The 17,670-nt window shown below is 68.8% G+C and carries 15 protein-coding genes; 14 read left to right on the top strand and 1 reads right to left on the bottom strand.

Features of this window, described 5'->3' with window-relative positions; genetic code table 11:
* The first annotated feature begins 2 nt into the window (after nt 1-2).
* The 14 genes from CDOO_RS07560 to CDOO_RS07495 all read left to right on the top strand — a co-directional run bounded on the left by CDOO_RS07560 (nt 3) and on the right by CDOO_RS07495 (nt 16,704).
* Nucleotides 3-944 carry an aspartate carbamoyltransferase catalytic subunit gene (locus CDOO_RS07560; protein WP_026159322.1) on the top strand — a complete coding sequence of 314 codons (942 nt, stop codon included), beginning with the start codon at nt 3-5 and terminating at the stop codon, nt 942-944.
* Nucleotides 941-2,233 carry a dihydroorotase gene (locus CDOO_RS07555; protein WP_018021733.1) on the top strand — a complete coding sequence of 431 codons (1,293 nt, stop codon included), beginning with the start codon at nt 941-943 and terminating at the stop codon, nt 2,231-2,233. The genes CDOO_RS07560 and CDOO_RS07555 overlap by 4 nt, the downstream gene beginning before the upstream one ends.
* A 43-nt stretch (nt 2,234-2,276) precedes the next feature.
* The gene (gene carA, locus CDOO_RS07550; RefSeq protein WP_018021732.1) at nt 2,277-3,425 is read left to right on the top strand and encodes a glutamine-hydrolyzing carbamoyl-phosphate synthase small subunit; all 1,149 of its coding nucleotides are present in this window, start codon (nt 2,277-2,279) and stop codon (nt 3,423-3,425) included.
* 21 nt (nt 3,426-3,446) lie between these two features.
* Nucleotides 3,447-6,788: a carbamoyl-phosphate synthase large subunit gene (carB, locus tag CDOO_RS07545; RefSeq protein ID WP_018021731.1), complete on the top strand. Its 3,342-nt coding sequence runs from the start codon at nt 3,447-3,449 to the stop codon at nt 6,786-6,788.
* Nucleotides 6,785-7,609: an orotidine-5'-phosphate decarboxylase gene (gene pyrF / locus CDOO_RS07540; RefSeq protein WP_038573367.1), complete on the top strand. Its 825-nt coding sequence runs from the start codon at nt 6,785-6,787 to the stop codon at nt 7,607-7,609. Before carB ends, pyrF begins: the two co-directional genes overlap by 4 nt.
* 204 nt (nt 7,610-7,813) lie before the next feature.
* Entirely contained in the window at nt 7,814-8,137 is a 324-nt protein-coding gene (mihF, locus tag CDOO_RS07535; RefSeq protein WP_018021729.1) for an integration host factor, actinobacterial type, read from the top strand.
* 3 nt (nt 8,138-8,140) lie between these two features.
* Nucleotides 8,141-8,752, top strand: coding sequence for a guanylate kinase (gmk, locus tag CDOO_RS07530; protein ID WP_026159321.1), 612 nt, complete (start codon nt 8,141-8,143; stop codon nt 8,750-8,752).
* Nucleotides 8,753-8,771: 19 nt separating this feature from the next.
* Entirely contained in the window at nt 8,772-9,059 is a 288-nt protein-coding gene (gene rpoZ / locus CDOO_RS07525; protein ID WP_018021727.1) for a DNA-directed RNA polymerase subunit omega, read from the top strand.
* A 138-nt stretch (nt 9,060-9,197) separates the two neighbouring features.
* Nucleotides 9,198-10,469 (top strand): bifunctional phosphopantothenoylcysteine decarboxylase/phosphopantothenate--cysteine ligase CoaBC, encoded by a 1,272-nt coding sequence (coaBC, locus tag CDOO_RS07520; RefSeq protein ID WP_018021726.1) that lies wholly within the window; start codon nt 9,198-9,200, stop codon nt 10,467-10,469.
* An 82-nt stretch (nt 10,470-10,551) separates the two neighbouring features.
* Nucleotides 10,552-11,796 carry a methionine adenosyltransferase gene (gene metK, locus CDOO_RS07515; RefSeq protein ID WP_018021725.1) on the top strand — a complete coding sequence of 415 codons (1,245 nt, stop codon included), beginning with the start codon at nt 10,552-10,554 and terminating at the stop codon, nt 11,794-11,796.
* Nucleotides 11,797-11,809: 13 nt separating this feature from the next.
* Nucleotides 11,810-13,840 carry a primosomal protein N' gene (locus CDOO_RS07510; RefSeq protein ID WP_018021724.1) on the top strand — a complete coding sequence of 677 codons (2,031 nt, stop codon included), beginning with the start codon at nt 11,810-11,812 and terminating at the stop codon, nt 13,838-13,840.
* 16 nt (nt 13,841-13,856) lie between these two features.
* On the top strand, nt 13,857-14,360 hold the full coding sequence (gene def / locus CDOO_RS07505) for a peptide deformylase (protein ID WP_026159319.1): 504 nt from the start codon (nt 13,857-13,859) through the stop codon (nt 14,358-14,360).
* A 2-nt stretch (nt 14,361-14,362) separates the two neighbouring features.
* Complete coding sequence (fmt, locus tag CDOO_RS07500) at nt 14,363-15,298, top strand: methionyl-tRNA formyltransferase (protein ID WP_026159318.1); 936 nt, start codon at nt 14,363-14,365, stop codon at nt 15,296-15,298.
* Nucleotides 15,295-16,704: an RsmB/NOP family class I SAM-dependent RNA methyltransferase gene (locus CDOO_RS07495; protein ID WP_018021721.1), complete on the top strand. Its 1,410-nt coding sequence runs from the start codon at nt 15,295-15,297 to the stop codon at nt 16,702-16,704. The genes fmt and CDOO_RS07495 overlap by 4 nt, the downstream gene beginning before the upstream one ends.
* Before the next feature lie 217 nt (nt 16,705-16,921).
* Here the strand turns inward: CDOO_RS07495 and CDOO_RS07490 are convergent, their stop codons facing one another.
* On the bottom strand, nt 16,922-17,665 hold the full coding sequence (locus tag CDOO_RS07490; protein WP_018021720.1) for an enoyl-CoA hydratase: 744 nt from the start codon (nt 17,663-17,665) through the stop codon (nt 16,922-16,924).
* Nucleotides 17,666-17,670: the final 5 nt, after the last annotated feature.

The following is a 17,670-nucleotide window of genomic DNA, read 5'->3' as shown; positions in this document are numbered from 1 at the left end:
CCATGAAACATCTGCTCGATATCGCGAGCCTGTCCAGGAACGAGATCGTCGGCCTCATGGACGAGGCGGATCGTTTCCGGGAGACGCTGCTCGACCGGGAGATCAAGAAGCTGCCCACCCTGCGTGGGCGGACGATCTTCACCCTGTTCTATGAGAACTCCACCCGAACCCGGTCCTCCTTTGAGGTCGCGGGCAAGTGGATGAGCGCGGACGTGATCAACCTGTCGGCGTCGACCTCCTCGGTGAAGAAGGGCGAATCGCTCAAGGACACGGGCTTGACTCTCTCGGCAATCGGCGCGGACGCGATCATCATGCGCCACCCGTCCTCGGGCGCGGCGAACCTCCTGGCCGAGTGGGTTGCCCCGGGTGGCAACGGTCCCAGCGTGATCAACGCCGGCGACGGCCAGCACCAGCACCCGACGCAGGCGCTTCTCGACGCCGTGACCATGCGCCAGCAGCTCGGCGACCTGAACGGCCGCAAGGTGCTCATCGTCGGCGACTGCTTGCATTCTCGGGTGGTGCGTTCGAACGTTGACCTGCTGACCAAGCTCGGCGCTGAGGTCGTGCTGGTGGCGCCCAACAGCCTGCTGCCCACCGGTATGCAGCAGTGGCCGGTACGCGTCTCGCAGGACTTCGATACTGAGGTGAAGAGCGCTGACGTGGTCATGATGCTGCGGGTTCAGGCGGAGCGCATGAACGGCGGATTCTTTCCGTCGCAACGCGAATACGCCACCTACTTCGGCCTCAGTCGTGAGCGCGAGCGCGCGCTGAAGCCGGGAGCGATCATCATGCACCCGGGCCCGATGCTGCGCGGCATGGAGATCAACTATGGCGTGGCCGACTCCGAACGCGGACAGATCCTGCGCCAGGTCGCCAACGGCGTGCATGTGCGCATGGCCGTGCTGTTCACCCTCATCGCCAGCCCGAAGGAGCTCACACCATGAAAACCCTGATCAAAAACGTGCGCCCCTATGGCGAGGGCGAGCCCACCGACGTGTTCATTGAGGACGGTGTCATCGCCGCGATCGGTGAGAACCGCGACGCCGACGAGACCATCGACGGCGACGGCGCCGTGCTGCTGCCGGGTCTCGTCGACCTGCACGTGCACTTCCGCGAGCCCGGCCGCGAGGACACCGAGACCATCGTCACCGGCTCCCAGGCCGCGGCCGCCGGCGGGTTCACCGCCGTGTTCACCATGGCCAACACCAACCCGGTCACCGACCAGCCCGTCATCGCCGACTCTGTCTGGGCCAAGGGCCAGGCGGCGGGGCTGTGCGACGTGCACCCCGTCGGCTCCATCACCCAGGGCCTTAAAGGCGAGGCGTTGACGGAGTTCGGCATGATGAACCGTGGCGACGCGGGCGTGCGCATGTTCTCCGACGACGGCAAGTGTGTCACCGATCCGCTGCTCATGCGCCGCGCCATCGAATACGCCGCCGGGCTGGATGTTCTGCTCGCCCAGCACGCGGAGGAGCACCGCCTCACCGAGGGTGCCGTCGCTCACGAGGGCGAGAATGCCGCGCGCCTGGGCCTGCGCGGCTGGCCTCGCGTAGCCGAGGAATCCATCGTCGCGCGCGATATCCTGCTCACCCGCGACTACGGGGGCCGCCTGCACATCTGTCACGCCTCCACCGCCGGAACCGCCGAGCTGCTGCGCTGGGCCAAGTCCCTGGGCGTGAACGTCTCGGCCGAGGTCACCCCGCACCACCTGCTGCTCACCGACTCCGTGCTGGACAGCTACGACGGCGTCTTCCGTGTCAATCCGCCGCTGCGCGAGGAGTCCGACACCCTGGCTCTCAGGGAGGCGCTTCTCGACGGCACCATCGACGTCATCGCCACGGACCACGCACCCCACGGCTCCGAGGACAAGTGTGTGGAGTTCGACCACGCGAAGCCGGGCATGCTCGGACTGGAGACCTCGCTGGCCATCGTGTCGGAGATCTTCGTGCGCTCCGGACTGGCGGACTGGCGCTTCATCGCCCGGGTGATGAGCGAACGTCCCGCCGAGATCGCCCGCCTGGCGGATCAGGGCCGACCGATCGCCGTGGGTGAGCCCGCCAACCTCACGCTGGTGGCCGAGAAGGACTGGACCGTCGACCGCGGCCAGCTCGCGTCGAAGTCGGAGAACACACCCTTCAACGGCATGGACTTCTCCCACCGGGTGGTGGCCACGCTACTGCGCGGCCGGGTGACCTCCCGCGACGGCCAGGCCTGCGCGCCCGCGAATGCCTAGAACACCTCATGCTGAACAACCTGCACCGAAAGGCCAACATCAAGTGAGCACCTCCACCCGCCCCCGGGCCGTCCTCGTCCTCGCCGACGGACGCACCTTCGTCGGCCGCCCCTTCGGCGCCAGGGGCACATCGCTCGGTGAAGCCGTCTTCACCACCGCCATGACCGGCTACCAGGAGACGATGACCGACCCCTCCTACCACCGCCAGATCGTCGTCGCCGCCGCGCCGCAGATCGGCAACACCGGCTGGAACGACGAGGACTCCGAGTCCGTCAGCGGCAAGATCTGGGTCGCCGGCCTGGCCGTGCGCGACCTGTCCAAGCGCGTCTCCAACTGGCGTGCAGAGCGCACGCTGGCCGAGGAGATGGAGAAGCAGGGCGTCATCGGCATCGAGGGCGTGGACACCCGCACCATCGTGCGCCACCTGCGCAACTTCGGCTCCGTCGCCGCCGGGCTGTTCTCCGGCGAGGACGCTGACCAGCCCGTCGAGAAGCTCATCGAGATCGTGCGGGCCCAGCCCTCCATGGCCGGCCTCGACCTCGCCGCCGAGGTGAGCACCGACGAGCCGTACACCATCCCCGCGGAGGGGGAGAAGAAGTACACCGTCGTCGCCTACGACATGGGCATCAAGTCCGCCACGCCGAGGCACTTCGCCCAGCGCGGCATCGAGACGGTCGTCGTGCCCGCCGGCACCTCGCTGGAGAAGGTGCGCGAGTACCAGCCCGACGGCGTGTTCATCTCCAACGGCCCCGGCGACCCCGGCACCGCGGACGAGATGGTCGCCGTCACGCGCGACATCATCGAGGAGAAGATCCCGCTGTTCGGCATCTGCTTCGGCAACCAGATCCTCGGCCGCGCGCTGGGCCTGGACACCTACAAACTCAAGTTCGGCCACCGCGGCATCAACGTGCCCGTGATCAACCACGTCACCGGCAAGATCGACATCACCTCGCAGAACCACGGCTTCGCGCTCAGCGGCAAGCCCGGCGAGCAGTTCGACACCGACTTCGGACCCGCCACGGTCACCCACTCCTGCCTCAACGACGACTGCGTCGAGGGCGTCGCCCTGGACAGCGGCCTGGCCTACTCGGTGCAGTACCACCCCGAGTCCGCCGCCGGACCCCACGACGCGAACCCCCTGTTTGACCAGTTCATCGACCTGATGAGCAACCACTCGCCGAACGCCAAGTAAGCACGAAGGATCACTCACCACATGCCTAAGCGCAACGACATCAACCACGTCCTCGTCATCGGCTCCGGCCCCATCGTCATCGGCCAGGCCTGCGAGTTCGACTACTCCGGCACCCAGGCCTGCCGCGTGCTCAAGGAGGAGGGCCTGCGGGTCACCCTCATCAACTCCAACCCGGCCACCATCATGACCGACCCGGAGTTCGCCGACCACACCTACATCGAGCCGATCCACCCCAGCTACATCGACAAGATCCTCACCCGCGAGGCCGAGCAGGGCCACAAGGTAGATGCGGTGCTGGCCACCCTCGGCGGGCAGACGGCGCTCAACGCGGTCATCCAGCTCGACCGCGAGGGCATCCTGGCCAAGCACGGCGTGGAGCTCATCGGCGCCGACATCGAGGCCATCGAGCGCGGCGAGGACCGGCAGAAGTTCAAGGACATCGTCACCAAGGTCGGCGGCGAATCCGCCCGGTCCGCGGTGTGTTACTCCATGGAGGAGGTGCATGCGACCGTCGAGAAGCTCGGGCTTCCCGTCGTCGTGCGTCCCTCCTTCACCATGGGTGGCCTGGGTTCCGGCCTGGCGTACACCACCAAGGATCTCGAGCGCATCGCCGGCGGCGGGCTCGCGGCCTCCCCGGACGCCAACGTGCTCATCGAGGAGTCCATCCTCGGGTGGAAGGAGTACGAGCTCGAGCTCATGCGTGACACCGACGACAACGTCGTGGTCATCGCGTCGATCGAGAACGTCGACGCCGTCGGCGTGCACACCGGCGACTCCGTCACCGTCGCCCCGGCCCTGACGCTCACCGACCGCGAGTTCCAGGACCTGCGCAACCTGGGCATCGCCATCATCCGCGAGGTCGGCGTGGACACCGGCGGCTGCAACATCCAGTACGCCATCAACCCGGAGAACGGGCGCATCGTCGTCATCGAGATGAACCCGCGTGTCTCGCGCTCCTCCGCACTGGCGTCGAAGGCGACGGGCTTTCCCATCGCCAAGCTCGCCGCCAAGCTGGCCATCGGTTACACGCTCGACGAGGTCACCAACGACATCACCGGCGTCACTCCGGCGGCCTTCGAGCCGACGCTGGACTACGTCATCGTCAAGGCTCCGCGCTTTGCCTTCGAGAAGTTCCCGGGTGCCGACGAGACCCTGACCACCTCCATGAAGTCCGTCGGTGAGGCCATGGGCATCGGCCGCAACTACATCGCCGGGCTGAACAAGGTCATGCGCTCGCTGGAGCAGAAGCAGGCCGGGTTCTGGACCCGCCCCGACGAGTACTTCGCCGGCGAGCGCGCCACCGACCTCGACGCCGTGCTCGCGGACCTGAAGACACCCACCGACGGCCGCATGTACGACGTCGAGCTGGCACTGCGCCTCGGCGCCACCGTCGAGCAGGTCCACGAGGCCAGCGCCATCGACCCGTGGTTCCTCGCCGAGCTGGAGGCGCTGGTCGCCTTCCGCGAGGAGCTGTCCGGCGCCCCGGTCCTCGACGAGGACCTGCTGCGCGAGGCCAAGGTCTTCGGGCTTTCGGACGCCCAGATCGCCGCCCTGCGCCCCGAGCTCGCCGGCGAGAACGGCGTGCGCTCCCTGCGCTGGTCGCTCGGCGTGCGCCCGGTGTACAAGACCGTGGACACCTGCGCAGGCGAGTTCGAGGCCCAGACCCCGTACCACTACTCCGCCTACGAGTTGGACCCCGCGGCCGAGTCCGAGGTCTCCGAGACCGGCAAGGACAAGGTGCTCATCCTCGGCTCCGGCCCCAACCGCATCGGCCAGGGCATCGAGTTCGACTACTCCTGCGTGCACGCGGCCCTGGAGCTCTCCGAGCGCGGTTACGAGACCGTCATGGTCAACTGCAACCCGGAGACCGTCTCCACCGACTACGACACCGCCGACCGCCTCTACTTTGAGCCGCTGACCTTCGAGGACGTCATGGAGGTCTTCCACGCGGAGTCCCAGTCCGGCAACGTCGCCGGCGTCATCGTCCAGCTCGGCGGCCAGACCCCGCTGGGCCTGGCACAGCGCCTCGCCGACGCCGGCGTGCCCGTCGTGGGCACCAGCCCCGAGGCCATCAACCTCGCCGAGGACCGCGGCGAGTTCGGTCGGGTGCTTGCCGACGCCTCGCTGCCCGCCCCCGACTTCGGCACCGCGACCTCGTTCGCCGAGGCCCGCGACGTGGCCAAGGGCATCGGCTACCCCGTGCTCGTGCGTCCGTCCTATGTGCTCGGCGGGCGGGGCATGGAGATCGTCTACGACGAGCCCAGCCTCGAGGACTACATCAACCGCGCCACCGAGCTGTCCCCGGACCACCCGGTGCTGGTGGACCGCTTCCTCGACTCCGCCATCGAGATCGACGTCGACGCGCTGTGCGACGGCGAGGAGGTCTTCCTCGGCGGCGTCATGGAGCACATCGAGGAGGCCGGCATCCACTCCGGCGACTCCGGCTGTGCGCTGCCGCCGATGACCCTCGGCCCGGAGGACATCGAGAACGTCCGTCGCTCCGCCACGGCCATCGCCTTCGGCGTCGGCGTCAAGGGCCTGCTCAACATCCAGTTCGCCCTGAAGGACGACGTGCTCTACGTCATCGAGGCCAACCCGCGCGCCTCGCGCACCGTGCCGTTCGTGTCCAAGGCCACCGGCGTCCCGCTGGCCAAGGCCGCCGCGCGCATCATGCTGGGCGACACCATCGCCGGGCTCAAGGCCGAGGGCATGCTGCCCACGGACTACGACGGCGGCTCGCTGCCGCTCGAGCACCCCATCGCGGTGAAGGAGGCCGTGCTGCCCTTCAACCGTTTCCGGCGTGCCGACGGCTCCATGCTCGACACCCTGCTCAGCCCGGAGATGAAGTCCACCGGCGAGGTCATGGGCCTGGCCGACAACTTCGGCGCGGCCTACGCCAAGGCCGAGCACGCCTCGTTCGGCGAGCTCCCCACCGAGGGCACCGTGTTTGTCTCCGTGGCCAACCGCGACAAGCGCACCCTGATCTTCCCGATCCAGCGCCTGGCCACCATGGGCTTCACCCTCCTGGCCACCGCCGGCACGGCGCAGATGCTGCGCCGCAACGGCATCGAGTGTGAGACCGTGCTCAAGGCCTCCGACGTCCGCGAGGGCGCCGAGGGCCAGTCCATCGTCGAGCGCATCCTCGAGGGCGAGGTCGACCTCATCCTCAACACGCCCGCCGGCTCCGCGGGAGCACGCCACGACGGCTACGACATCCGCGCGGCGGCCGTGAGCAGCGGCATCCCGCTCGTCACCACCGTCCAGGGTGTCACCGCCGCGGTGCAGGGCATCGAGGCGCTGCGCCAGGGCGACCTGGATGTGCGCGCGCTGCAGGAACTCGACCACTCCCCGGCGCAGCAGTGAGCTTCGGCGAGCGGCTGCTGACAGCGACCCGGGAACATGGCCGGCTGTGCGTGGGCATCGACCCCCACGCGGCGCTGCTGGATTCCTGGGGGCTGGGCGATGACGTCGCCGGCCTGCGCGAGTTCTCGCAGCGGTGCGTCGAGGCCTTCGCCGGCCACGTCGCCCTGGTCAAACCCCAGGTGGCGTTCTTCGAGCGCTTCGGCTCCGCGGGGTTTGTGGTGCTCGAGGAGACCCTGGCCGCCCTGCGCGAGGCGGGGACACTCACCGTGGCCGACGCCAAACGCGGCGACATCGGCTCCACGATGGCCGGTTACGCCGACGCGTGGCTGGGGGAGACCTCGCCGCTGCGTAGCGACGCCGTCACCGTCTCGCCCTACCTCGGCGTGGATTCGCTGGCCCCGGTGTTCGAGGCCTCCCGGCGCACCGGCGGGGGAGTGTTCGTGCTCGCCGCCACCTCCAACCCGGAGGCGCCCGGTCTGCAGAACACCGCGGGTCCGGACGGGCGGAGCATCGCCCAGTCAGTAGTGGATCGCTGCGCGGAGCTCAACGCCGGGCAGACGACCGGGTCGATAGGGGTGGTGGTTGGCGCGACCGTCGATACGCCCCCCGATCTCTCCCGTCTCGCCGGTCCGGTGCTCATGCCCGGAGTCGGTGCCCAGGGCGCCGGGGCGGCGGACGTGGCGCGGATTGCGGCAGGGGTGGAGCACCTCGCCATCGCCAATGTGTCACGTTCCGTGCTCGGCGCTGGTCCGGACCCCGTCTCCCTGCGGAAACAGGCTCTGGAGGCGGCCCGGGACTTCCCGGCGACCGACGTAAACTGACCAGGCAGTTTCCCCGCCTTAGTGCCCTGACGTGGCAGTTTACGGGTGGGGAATGCCGCGTTGGCCGACCACGGTGCTAGACTTGCCCGGAGTCAGTGCCGAAAGATCCTAAAACTATCCGTAGTTGCAGGTCAGACGGCTGCTGAGCACCGGGCGGTAACGTCCAACAGACCACTACTCAAGAATCGAAAACGGAGGAACCCCGTGGCCCTTCCCAAGTTGACCGACGAGCAGCGCAAGGCCGCGCTCGCTAAGGCTGCTGAGGCTCGCAAGGCCCGCGCTGAACTCAAGGCTGAGCTCAAGCGCGGCGGAACCAACCTCAAAGAGGTCCTGGACAAGGCTGAGACCGACGAGATCATCGGCAAGACCAAGGTCTCCGCGATCCTCGAAGCTCTCCCCAAGGTCGGCAAGGTCAAGGCCAAGGAGATCATGGACGAGCTCGAGATTGCCCAGACCCGCCGCCTGCGCGGCCTCGGCGAGCGCCAGCGTCGCGCTCTGCTCGAGCGCTTCGGCTTCTCCGAGGATTAATTTATGGCTGGCGACAACCCCCGGGGTCGCCTGATCGTCCTAGCCGGACCCTCGGCCGTCGGGAAATCCACAGTGGTATCTCGGCTGCGCGCTGCCGTGGACAATCTCTATTTCAGCGTCTCCATGACCACTCGTTCGCCTCGTCCCGGGGAAAGTGACGGGGTGGACTATTTCTTCGTCACTCCCGAACTGTTCCAGCAGCGGATCGAGAACGGCGAGATGCTGGAATGGGCCGACATCCACGGCGGACTCCAACGCTCCGGCACACCGGCTTATCCGGTCAACGCAGCGCTGGACGAGGGCCGACCCGTCCTGGTGGAGGTCGACCTTGAAGGCGCCCGCGCCATCAAGGAACTCAAGCCGGACGCGGTCACCGTCTTTCTCGCCCCGCCGTCCTGGGAGGAGCTCGTGGAGCGCCTCACCGGGCGGGGGACCGAGTCGGAAGAGGTCATCTCCCGGCGCCTGCGAACAGCGGAGGAGGAGCTCGCCCACAAGGACGAGTTCGACCACGTGGTGGTCAACGACGACGTCGATGCCGCCGTCGGAGACATCAGCGCAATCCTGCTGGGAAGCTTCGACGCTGAGACGCTGGGACCCCGTGACTCAAATGAATGACAATCAGGAGTAGGTGCAAGTGACCAACCCGAACAACGAGACCAAGCCCGAGCCGGTCTATGACCCGCCGTCAGGCATCACCGGTCCGCCGATCGACGACCTGTTGGACACCGTGTCCTCCAAGTACGCCCTGTCGATCTTCGCCGCCAAGCGCGCGCGCCAGATCAACAGCTACTACCAGCAGCCGGACGACGGCGTCTTCGAGTTCATCGGCCCGCTGGTGACCCCGGAACCCGGCGAGAAGCCGCTCTCGATCGCGCTGCGCGAGATCGAGGCCGGACTGCTCGAGCACGAAGAAGGCAAGTAAGTCCGAGTCTTTTTCCTCTGAGGCCGCCCCCACCCCTGACGCACACCGTGCGACGAAGTGGGGGCGGTTTTGTGTGTGGAGGTGGCTAGACTCGGAAGCCTTAGCCACCGCCTTCTCACCCCTGGGGGAATCACCACCGTGTCAGATCCTTGCCCGAACCAGAGCACCGACCGCACCGCCCGCATCGTCGTCGGAGTGGGCGGCGGGATCGCCGCGTACAAGGCCTGCCAGCTGGTGCGTAACTTCGCCGAGGGGGGCGACGGCGTCCGGGTTGTGCCCACCGAGTCGGCGCTGCGGTTCGTCGGTTCGGCCACCTTCGAGGCGCTCTCCGGCCACCCGGTGTCCACCACCGTGTTCGACGGGGTGGACGAGGTCCGGCACGTGCGCATCGGCCAGGAGGCGGACCTGCTGGTCATCGCCCCGGCCACCGCCGACCTTATGGCCCGCCTCGCCCACGGGCGTGCCGACGACCTGCTCACCGCCACCGTGCTGGTGGCCACCTGCCCCGTGCTCGTCGCCCCGGCCATGCACACCGAGATGTGGAACAACGCCGCGACGAGGGCCAACGTGGAGATCCTCCGCAGCCGCGGCATCACCGTCATGGAGCCGGCGCACGGGCGGCTCACCGGGCCGGACACCGGCGCGGGCAGGCTTCCGGACGCCGAGCAGATCGCCGAGCTGAGCCGCACGCTGCTCGCCGGCCGTCGTCTGGAGCACGACTGGGACGGCAGGCGCGTGCTCATCACCGCCGGCGGCACCCAGGAGAACATCGACCCGGTGCGTTACATCGGCAACCGCTCCTCGGGGCGACAGGGATTCGCCCTGGCAGAGGCGGCCGCGCAGCGTGGGGCGCAGGTGACCATCGTCGCGGGCAACACGGTGGCCCTGCCGACTCCTGCGGGCGCGGAGATCGTGCCCGTGGTGAGCACCGAGGAGATGTACCGCGCGGTGCAGGAGCGGGCCGCGGCATCGGACCTGATCATCATGGCGGCCGCGGTGTCGGACTTCCGACCCGCCACCCAGGCCACGTCGAAGATGAAGAAGGGCAGCGACGACGGGGCGCTCAGCCGCGTCGAACTGGTGGAGAACCCGGACATTCTCCGGTGGAGCGTCACCGCACGCGACGAGGGGGAGATCCCGGCCGACACGGTGATCGTGGGTTTTGCCGCCGAGACCGGTGGGGACGGGCACAGCCCGCTCGAGCTTGCCCAGCAAAAGATTCAGCGCAAGGGCTGCGACCTGCTCATGTGCAATGACGTCTCCGGCGGCGGGGTGTTCGGCCAGGCGCGCAACGCGGGCTGGCTGCTCAACCGGGAGGGCGAGGTCCGCGACATCGCCGACGGCACCAAGCTGGACGTGGCGGTGCAGATCCTCGAGGGCGTCGACGAGCTCGCCCACGACCGCGATTAGACAGCTTGGTCTATTTGGGGGTAGGGTGGGGCGCATTAGCGATTAAAGCGCTCCCCGAAACTTCCACAGTGAGGACACCCCAGTGACGGAAAGCAACCCGGCCACCTCCCAGGCCGCCCGCACGGCCACGCGCCTGTTCACCAGCGAATCGGTCACCGAGGGCCACCCGGACAAGATCTGCGACGCCATCTCGGACACGATCCTCGACGCCATGCTCGAGCAGGATCCGGCATCACGCGTCGCCGTGGAGACGCTGGTGACCACCGGTCAGGTGCACGTTGTGGGCGAGGTACGCACCACGGGTTACGTGGAGATCCCCAAGCTCGTGCGGGACAAGCTCGTCGAGATCGGATTCATCTCCTCCGAGGTCGGCTTCGACGGCCACACCTGCGGCGTGAACATCGCCATCGGCGAGCAGTCCCAGGAGATCGGCATCGGCGTGGACACCGCCATGGAGGTGCGTGACAACGGCAGCGTCGACGTCGACGACCAGGCCGGCGCCGGCGACCAGGGCCTGATGTTCGGCTACGCCACCAACGAGACCCCGGAGTTCATGCCGCTGCCCATCGCGGTGGCGCACCGGCTCTCGCGCCGGCTGACCCAGGTGCGCAAGGAGGGCATCGTCGACCACCTGCGCCCGGACGGCAAGACCCAGGTCACCTTCGCCTACGACGGCGACCGTCCGAGCCACCTCGACACCGTGGTCATCTCCACGCAGCATGACAGCGACATCACCCAGGATGAGCTGAAACTGGAGCTGCGGAAACATGTCATCGACTGGGTCATCGCCGACGCCGGCCTGGAGCAGTACGTCACCGAGGACTTCGACGTGCTCATCAACCCCTCGGGTTCCTTCGTCCTCGGCGGTCCCATGGGCGACGCGGGCCTGACCGGCCGCAAGATCATCGTGGACACCTACGGCGGCATGGCCCGCCACGGCGGCGGCGCCTTCTCCGGCAAGGACCCGTCCAAGGTGGACCGCTCCGCCGCCTACGCCATGCGCTGGGTGGCCAAGAACATCGTCGCCGCAGATCTCGCCGAGCGCGCCGAGGTGCAGGTGGCCTACGCCATCGGCCGCGCGCAGCCGGTGGGCCTCTACGTGGAGACCTTCGGCACCGCCCAGAACGGGCTTAACGACGAGCAGATCCAGCAGGCCGTCTCCGAGGTCTTCGACCTCCGACCGGGCGCGATCATCCGCGAGCTCGACCTCCTGCGCCCCATCTACGCGCAGACCGCCGCCTACGGTCACTTCGGCCGCACGGACCTGGATCTGCCGTGGGAGTCCACGGACAAGGCGCCCGCCCTGCGCGCCGCCGCCGGCCTGTAGTATCGGCGGTCTTATGGCCAGCAGAAGCACCGCAGACACCGCGCAGCACAAGCCGGTTGCTGCGGTGCTTCCGCTGTTGGGCCTGGCGCATCTGGACCGCCCCTTCGACTACCTCGTCGCCGAGGAGCATTCCGCCGACGCGCAGCCCGGGGTCCGCGTGCGGGTGCGTTTCGCCGGCCGCCTCGTCGACGCCCTCGTCCTCGAGCGCCGCTCCGCCTCGGACCACGACGGCAAGCTGCGTTTCATCGACCGCGTCATCTCCCCGGAGGTCGTCTATCCCGAGCGGGTAAAAAAGCTTGTCGACGCCCTGTCCGACCGCTACGCCGGCGTGCGCTCCGATCTCCTGCGCTCCGCGATCCCCCCGCGCCACGCTGGGGCGGAGTCCTCGGACACCGACACCGCCTGGGAGGGCCTCGGCGAGGTGACCGAGCCCGACCTCTCCCCGTGGTCCGCCTACGAGCACGGGGAGTCCTTCGTCGACGCCGTGGTCTCCGGCACCCCCGCGCGCGCCGCCTGGCAGATGGCGCCGGGGGAGGACTGGGCCGCAGCGCTCGCCGCCCTGGCCGTCAAGGTCGCCCTCGGCGGCCGTGGCGCGCTCATCGTCGTGCCCGACCAGCGCGACGTCGACGCGCTCGAGGCCGCACTGCGCGAGCTTGTCTCCGCCAAACAGGTCACGGTGCTCACCGCCGGGCTGGGCCAGCAGGCGCGTTACCGGCGGTACCTGGCGATCCTCCACGGGCAGGCCCGCCTGGTCATCGGCACGCGCTCCGCGGCGTTCGCGCCCGTCGATAAGCTCGCCCTGACCGTCGTGCTTCACGACGGCGACGACAACCTCGTCGACCCGCGCGCCCCCTACGCCCATGCGCGGGAGGTGTTGACCACCCGCTCGAGCATCGAATCGAGCTCGTTCATCGTCGCCGGCTACACCCGCAGCGCCGAGGCGCAGCTACTTGTCGAGGCCGGGTGGGCGCACGGCCTGGTCGCCCCGCGCGAGACCCTGCGCACCCGCATGCCACTCATCCGAGCCGCCGGAGACAGCGAGTTCGAGCTGGTCCGCGACCCGCGTGCGCAGTCCGCCCGCCTGCCGCTCGTGGCCTTCGAGGCGGCGCGCAAGGCCCTGGACCGCAACCAGCCGGTGCTCATCCAGGTGCCGCGCAAGGGGTATGTGCCCACGCTGGCCTGCGGCAACTGCCGCGCACCCGCGCGCTGCCGGGTGTGCAACGGGCCGTTGGGGCTCCCGCCCGGAACCGGCGAGCACGGCTCCGTGCCCACGTGCCGCTGGTGCGGGCGACCCGACCCGCAGCACCGTTGTTCCGAATGCGGCTCGGTGAAGACCCGCGCGGTGGTGCTCGGCACCGAACGCACCGCCGAGGAGCTCGGGCGGGCGTTCCCGTCGACCCGGGTGATCACGTCCGGGGGCAGCCGGGTCATCGACGAAGTCGGGTGCGCGGCTGGACTGGTCGTCGCCACGCCGGGTGCCGAACCCCGCGTCACCGGCGGGCACTACGGCGCCGCACTGCTGCTGGACACCTGGGCGCTGCTCGGCCGGCAGGACCTGCGCGCCACCGAGGACACGCTGGCGAAATGGGCGGCGGTGGCGGCTCAGGTGTCGCCGCGGCGCGACGACGGCGAAGTCATCGTGGTCGCCGATCCGGGCCTCACCGTGGTCCAGGAGCTGCTGCGCTGGGACATGGTCGGCGCGGCAGAACGCGAGCTTGCCGAGCGACGTGCCGTGCGTTTCCCACCCGCCGTGCACATGGCCGCCGTCGACGGGGCGAATGCCTCGCTGGATCTGTTCCTCGAACTCACGGAACTTCCCGCTGGCGCCGAGGTGCTCGGGCCCGTCGACCTGCCTGCGTCAGCCAAACTGCCGGGTGACTACGATGAATCCCGGTTTGGCCCGGCCCAGCGCCTGCTCATCCGCACCCCGCTCGGCCCCCGTTCGGAACTGGGCAGGGCGCTGCGGCGCGGGATGGTGGCCCGGGCCACGCGCAAGGACGACCTGGCGCTGAGGGTGCAGGTCGATCCGGTGCATGTGGGTTAACAAACGAGGGAGTGCAATGACAGTCAGGCCGATCAGGATGTACGGGGACCCCGTGCTCAAGACCCGTGCCTCCGAGGTGACGGAGTTCGGCACGCCGGGCCTGCGCGCGCAGGTCACCGACATGCTGGAGACCATGGACTCGGCCGGGGGAGTCGGGCTGGCATCCAACCAGATCGGGCTGCTCAACCGGGTTATTGTCTTCGACACCTCTCACCAGCCCGGCGGACTGCGTGGGCACCTCATCAACCCCTCGTGGGTGCCGATTGGCGACCAGACGCAGATCGGCAAGGAAGGCTGCCTCTCCATCCCGGGCATCTCCATGGACACCGAACGCCACATGCAGGTTCTGGTCCGCGGCCGGGACGTGGACGGGCGACCGGTGGCAATCCAGGCCTCCCGACTGCTCGCACGCTGTTTCCAACATGAGATCGACCACCTGGACGGCATCCTCTTCCTCAAACGCCTCAGCCCCGAGCTGCGCAGGGAAGCCAACGCAATACTTAACGAAGAAAGGCCGTGACCATGCGCCTCATTTTTGCCGGAACACCGGAACCCGCCGTCGTGGCGCTGCAGGCGCTCATCGACTCCGAGCACGAGGTCATCGCCGTGCTCACCCGCCCGGATGCACGTAAGGGGCGGGGCCGTTCGCTGCACCCCTCGCCGGTGGCGGAGCTCGCGGTCGAGCACGGCATCGAGACGCTCAAGCCCTCGACGCTCAAAGCTGGCACCGAGGACGGCGACGCCATCCGCACCCGGCTTGCCGAGCTCGCCCCCGAGGCCATCCCCGTGGTGGCCTACGGCAACCTCGTGCCCAAGGACCTGCTGGATCTGCCCACCCACGGCTGGGTCAACCTGCACTTCTCGCTGCTGCCCGCGTGGCGCGGCGCCGCCCCCGTGCAGGCCGCCATCAATGCCGGGGACGAGGTCACCGGAGCCACGACCTTCCGCATCGACGAGGGGCTGGACACCGGCGAGATCCTCGGCGGGATCAGGGAGGAGATCCGCGACACCGACACCGCGGACGACCTGCTCACCCGCCTGGCTTACTCCGGTGCGGACCTCCTCGTGAGCACCATGGACGATCTCGCCTCCGGCGCCGCCAACCCGCAGCCCCAGGAGGGCGAGGCCACCTACGCCGCCAAGATCAGCACCGAGGATGCGCGCATCGACTGGGCGCGCGACGCCGATGCCATCGACCGGCACATCCGGGCGCACACTCCGGGCCCCGGCGCGTGGAGCATGCTGGGAGAGCAGCGGTTGAAGGTGGGGCCGGCAACGGTCGTCGATACGCGTCTTGAACCCGGGGAAATCCAGGTGAGCAAGACGTCCGTGCTGGTGGGCACGGGCACCACGGCGGTGCAGCTGGGCGAGCTCCAGGCGCCGGGCAAGAAGCGCATGAACGCGGCCGACTGGGCGCGCGGGCTGGCGGAAGACATCAACGGAAAGGTTCTCTCATGAGCGGCGGATTCAGGTCCAGGTCCAGGGGCAGCGACAAACCCGCGCCGAAGAAGCAGGTCAAACGCCGGGAGGAACAGTTCCGACCCGTTCCGGGCATCGACGCCGCGCGCCAGACGGCCTACGACACGCTGCGCCGGGTGAGTTCGGACGACGCCTACGCCAACCTCACGCTGCCGGGCCTGCTCAAGCAGCGCCGCATCACCGAGCGTGACGCGGCCTTCGCCACCGAGCTCACCTACGGCACGCTGCGCGTCTCCGGCGTGCTCGACGCCGTCATCGCCGAATGCTCTTCGCGCCCGCTCAGCGACATCGCGCCGGAGGTGCTCGACGCATTGCGCCTCGGCGCCTACCAGCTGCTCTACACCCGCGTCGAGGACCACGCGGCCGTGGACACCTCCGTCCGCCTCGTCGAGGCCGCGGGGATGGAGCACGCCAAGGGCTTCACCAACGGGATTCTGCGTACCATCACGCGCTCTCCGGACCTGTTGGAGAAGCTGACCCCCGCAGACCCCATCGCGGCGGCCGCCTTCCAGACCGCGCACCCCACGTGGATCGCCGAGTCCTTTTTCCAGGTGCTGCCCGCCGACGAGCTACTCCCCGCGCTCGAGGCCGACTCGGAACGCCCCAAGGTGCACCTCGTGGCCCGGCCTGGAGAGATCTCCGCTGAGGAACTCGCTCTGTCGGTCGGCGGCGATGAGGGCCAGTACTCGCCCTACGCCGTCTACCTCGACGGCGGCGACCCCGGCCAGCTCGAGCCCGTGCGCGACCGGCTGGCCGGCGTGCAGGACGAGGGCTCCCAGCTCATCGCCCGCGCGGTCGTCGAGGCCCCCGTCGCGGATGACCAGGGCCGCTGGCTCGACCTCGCGGCCGGCCCCGGCGGTAAGGCCGCGCTCATGGGCTCGCTCGCGCGTATCGACGGCGCGCACATCGACGCCGTCGAAATCTCCGAGCACCGCGCCGAACTCATTCGGAAGTCCGTCGTCGGCCTCCCCGTGACGATCCACGTCGCCGACGGCCGCGACCCGGGCCTGGAGCCCGGCTTCGATCGTGTGCTTCTCGACGCCCCCTGCTCCGGCCTCGGCGCCCTTCGGCGCAGGCCCGAAGCCCGTTGGCGAAAGACCGACGCCGCCCTCGCTTCGTTGAATGTGTTGCAGTTCGAGCTGCTGCGCTCGGCGCTGTCCCTGGTGAAGCCGGGCGGCGTGGTTGTGTACTCCACGTGTTCACCCGATGTGCGGGAGACCCGCGGGGTGGTGGATCGTGCGGTGCGTGAACTCGGTGCGGTGGAGGAGGACGCGCACGCGCTGGTCCCGGGCATGTCCGACACGGGCGAGGAGCTCAGCGTGCAGATGTGGCCGCACCGTCACGGCACGGACGCAATGTTCTTCGCGGTGCTGCGGAGGGGGTAGGAAGTCCACACGTGTGGACTGGCGGGGACAGGTATTGGGGGCCGTTCGGAGCACTCACAAACCAACGAAATTCGGTGGTTTGACGGTAGTTTGTGAGTGGCTAGAACGGCGGGAGTCCACACGTGTGGACTCCCCTCGGTGTGCACTAACTCCACCCAATCGAGCTAAAATTGACCGCTCGAGCTGAGTTTGGGTGGAGTTAGTAACGGCCCGTCCGCTACCGCCCCCGAAACTCGGCCTCCCGCTTCTCCGAACGCGCGGCCCGCGCCTCCTGCACGTCCTCCGAGTTCCACGCCGCGAGCTGGAATTCCTGCCGCTCCTCGTCGCTGAACGGGCGGTAGCCGCCCCAGGCGAATTCGGCCTTGAGGTTGCGGATGGTCAGTGGGGCTTTGGTGGCGCAGACGGAGGCGAGGGCCAGGGCGTCGTCAAGCGTCCCCGACATCGCGGCAAACCCGCACGTTACTGCTTCCTCGGAAGACAGCGTCGCGCCGGTGAGCAGCATCGTTCGCGCGCGGGCGCCGCCGACAAGGCGTTCCAACGAGCGCACGGTGACGTCGTCGAGGGCGATCGCGACGTCGACCACCGGAACGCGGAAGTAGGCGGAATCGGCGACGACGCGCAGGTCGCAGGCCATGGCCAGCTGGGTTCCGGCGCCGACGGCCGGGCCGTTGATGGCGCCGATGACCACGGCGGGCACGCGCTGAATGTGGCCGAGCATGGAGAACAGGGCGTCGAAGAAGCCGTCGGCGTAGACGCCGCCGCCGAGGTCTGCGCCGGCGCAGAAGGCGCTTCCGTCGCCGGTGATGACGATGGCTCGGGCGCCGGCGTCGACAACTTCGTCGAGGGCGGCGTCGATGGCGCGGCACATGTCCTGATCCAGTGCGTTGCGTTTGTGGTCGCGGGTGAGGGTGAGGGTGGCGACGGAGCCGTCGACAAGTGTGGACACGAGGTCTGCAGACATGGCAC

It is taken from the genome of Corynebacterium doosanense CAU 212 = DSM 45436, assembly GCF_000767055.1.
GTDB classification, from domain to species: domain Bacteria; phylum Actinomycetota; class Actinomycetes; order Mycobacteriales; family Mycobacteriaceae; genus Corynebacterium; species Corynebacterium doosanense.
This window is presented reverse-complemented; position numbering and strand designations above follow the sequence as displayed.

Bases quoted from the DNA above. Each gene is read 5' to 3' on its own strand.
- CDOO_RS07560 (WP_026159322.1), top strand. From the start codon at position 3: ATGAAACATCTGCTCGATATCGCGAGCCTGTCCAGGAACGAGATCGTC.
- CDOO_RS07555 (WP_018021733.1), top strand. From the start codon at position 941: ATGAAAACCCTGATCAAAAACGTGCGCCCCTATGGCGAGGGCGAGCCC.
- carB (WP_018021731.1), top strand. From the start codon at position 3,447: ATGCCTAAGCGCAACGACATCAACCACGTCCTCGTCATCGGCTCCGGC.
- gmk (WP_026159321.1), top strand. From the start codon at position 8,141: ATGGCTGGCGACAACCCCCGGGGTCGCCTGATCGTCCTAGCCGGACCC.
- CDOO_RS07510 (WP_018021724.1), top strand. From the start codon at position 11,810: ATGGCCAGCAGAAGCACCGCAGACACCGCGCAGCACAAGCCGGTTGCT.
- def (WP_026159319.1), top strand. From the start codon at position 13,857: ATGACAGTCAGGCCGATCAGGATGTACGGGGACCCCGTGCTCAAGACC.
- fmt (WP_026159318.1), top strand. From the start codon at position 14,363: ATGCGCCTCATTTTTGCCGGAACACCGGAACCCGCCGTCGTGGCGCTG.
- CDOO_RS07495 (WP_018021721.1), top strand. From the start codon at position 15,295: ATGAGCGGCGGATTCAGGTCCAGGTCCAGGGGCAGCGACAAACCCGCG.
- CDOO_RS07490 (WP_018021720.1), bottom strand. From the start codon at position 17,665: ATGTCTGCAGACCTCGTGTCCACACTTGTCGACGGCTCCGTCGCCACC.